Origin of the sequence: Paenibacillus ihuae, assembly GCF_001368795.1 — a bacterium.
Lineage (GTDB): Bacteria > Bacillota > Bacilli > Paenibacillales > Paenibacillaceae > Paenibacillus_AQ > Paenibacillus_AQ ihuae.
The window spans coordinates 2,928,307-2,930,833 of the sequence record NZ_LN831198.1 but is presented as its reverse complement, the minus strand read 5'-3'; the positions used below and the strand labels follow the sequence as shown (position 1 = coordinate 2,930,833).

General features: G+C 48.6%; 2 protein-coding genes and 2 pseudogenes. All 4 read left to right on the top strand.

The window, feature by feature from the left end; all coding sequences use genetic code 11:
• Positions 1-95 (top strand): annotated as a pseudogene (locus AQR02_RS34200) (spermidine/putrescine ABC transporter ATP-binding protein); the annotation flags it as partial.
• An 11-nt stretch (positions 96-106) separates the two neighbouring features.
• On the top strand, positions 107-928 hold the full coding sequence (locus AQR02_RS13315) for an ABC transporter permease (RefSeq protein WP_054942096.1): 822 nt from the start codon (positions 107-109) through the stop codon (positions 926-928).
• Between the two features lie 95 nt (positions 929-1,023).
• A complete protein-coding gene (locus AQR02_RS13310) occupies positions 1,024-2,013 on the top strand; it encodes an aromatic acid exporter family protein (RefSeq protein WP_054940913.1) in 990 nt (329 codons plus the stop codon).
• A 209-nt stretch (positions 2,014-2,222) separates the two neighbouring features.
• Positions 2,223-2,527: pseudogene (locus tag AQR02_RS13305) on the top strand (HD-GYP domain-containing protein); the annotation flags it as partial.

Below are 2,527 nucleotides of genomic sequence, written 5' to 3'. Positions count from 1 at the left end.
CACCTCCGCTATATGCTAGGGATTTGCCCGGTTTTGCGGAGCTTTTTCATGAAGTGTGGAAGGAAATGGAGCTGGCTGGGAGGGAAAGCCCGTGAAATCAGACGAAATGTATGAGAATCCGGCTCCCCGGGAGCTGTGGCTGCAGCAGAAGCATCTGGATTATAAGAAGAAAAAACGGCATTGGCGCAGCAGGGTTATGGCCGTGCGGGGCAGTCTGCTTATCCTTTTCTTCCTTGTGTGGGAAGCAGGAGCCAGACTGGGCTGGATCGATGAGCTGCTGTTCAGCTATCCGACTAAGGTCTTCCGGCAAATCTGGGAGGATATGGCCAGCGGAAGCCTATGGCCGCATTTAGGGATGACCGTAGAAGAAACGGTAGTCGGCTTCGTGCTGGGAACCCTGCTCGGCACCTTGCTGGCCGTTGTCATCTGGTGGTCCCCGTTTTTATCGGCAGTGCTAGACCCGTATATGGTTGTATTCAACAGTATGCCGAAAGTGGCCCTCGGGCCGATCTTTATCGTGATGTTCGGAGCCGGCTTTACTGCGATAGTAGTCACCACTTTATCCATTACGGTAATCATTACTACGCTTGTGGTTTATAACAGCTTTTGCAGTGTTGATCCCAATCTGGTCAAAGTCGTGCGTTCGTTCGGGGCATCACGTGTGCAGGAATTTTTCAAAGTGATCCTTCCGGCATCTTTTCCTACAGTTGTCTCTACATTGAAAGTAAATGTGGGCATGTCCTGGGTGGGAGTGATCGTCGGCGAATTTCTGGTGGCCAAATCGGGACTCGGCTATCTGATCATTTACGGCTTTCAGGTGTTCAATTTTACGCTCGTGATGTCGAGCCTGCTGATAATCGCAGCAGTTGCTACTGCAATGTATCAACTGGTCGTATACGTGGAGAAGCTGCTATTGTCGAGGATTTGAAACTTATGTCATATTGTGTCTCCTTGCAAAATCTTGTACCATGTCTATATCTTACCCTGCAAAATGAGGCAAAACATTCAAGGAGAGGTATGTTCATGGGATTTCGGATTATCAAAACAGCGGCTGCCACGCTGCTGTCCATTCTGCTGGCAGCCGCCGCGGGTATACCTAATGCGCAAAGTGCCGGCCTGCTCGCGATTCTCGGGGTAGAAACAACGCGTAAAAGGAGTCTTCGAACGATCACGGCGCGTTTTTCCGCCTCGCTTGTGGGACTCTTAATAGGTTGTATTCTTTTTTATGTGCTGGGTTTTCATTACTGGGTGCTGGGGCTTTACGTTCTCTTCGGCTTTCCGATGATCGTCAAGTCGGGTTTCAAGGAAGGGATTGTAACAAGCTCTGTTATTGTGTTCCGCGTGTTTGGACAAGCTGAGCTTTCCGTGCATGTCCTGCTCCAGCAGATCGAACTGCTGGCAATCGGACTCGGATCAGCCGGTCTTGTGAATCTGATTTATATGCCGGAGACTGGGGGTGTGATATCCGGTATCCGTAAAGAGGTAGACGGGTATTTTTCAGTGATTTTCAAACAGATGGCTACAACGCTGCGTGATCCTTCCTATTTGTGGGACGGCAAGGAGCTGATCGGTGCGAACGAGGCAGTGCAGCGGGGACTGACAGCGGCCTCACGAGAAATGGAGAATCATGTGATTCATCCGGACGAAGCATGGAATGTCTACTTCTATATGCGCAAGGAACAGCTGGAATCGATCCAGAATATGATGCAGCTGCTCTCCCAGGTCTACCGGCAGCTTCCGCATGGGGACATGGTGGCAGAGCTGTTCGACCAATTGAGCGGTGATGTGCTGGCTGAGGAATACACAGGCCGGACAGAACGGCTGCTGGAGGGAGTCGAGCAGGAGTTTCAGCAGATGGAGCTTCCGGATACACGGGAGGAGTTCGAGGTCCGTTCTGCGATTTTGCAGGTATGCCGTGAGCTGGCGCTGTACTTAAAAATTGCCAAACGCCATAAAGTTCCGGTTGAAGTGAAGCCGGTGAAACGGCTGTCCTCCTTCAAGGGCAATTGGTAATACATACATAGTAGGAATTCAGAGACAGGTATTCACATTACTGTGTAAAATTACGATAAGATATATAGCAACAAAAAGTGAGCTTGAATCGTTCCCCGTTCAGTTTTTGTTCCGTTTAATCCATTACTTTTATTGTTATTTAGAAGCAATAGGGCTGAAGAAGTTCAATTCTGCAGATCGTTCGCTCACGTGAATTTCTGCTCTGGCAGGTGAGAACAATAAACAACATCAATAATGAACAATATCTCGGCAAGCAGCTTGTAGACAATCTTTTCAATCATAAGGGTGTATTTGTTCTGCCCGCGAAGACCCTATTAACCGGTGACCATATCCGTCTGATCAGCCAGCATAGAATTATGCTTCAGCCTCAGGATGTCGTTCAGATTGATAGTGCGACCTTTTACCAGATTGCTGTAGATGATTGTACTGCTGCAATGGAGAGTATTTTTGAACAGCTGCGCTATAACAAAAGCAAACGTCTACCGATGATTGAGCTAAGAAATGAAGTTATTCC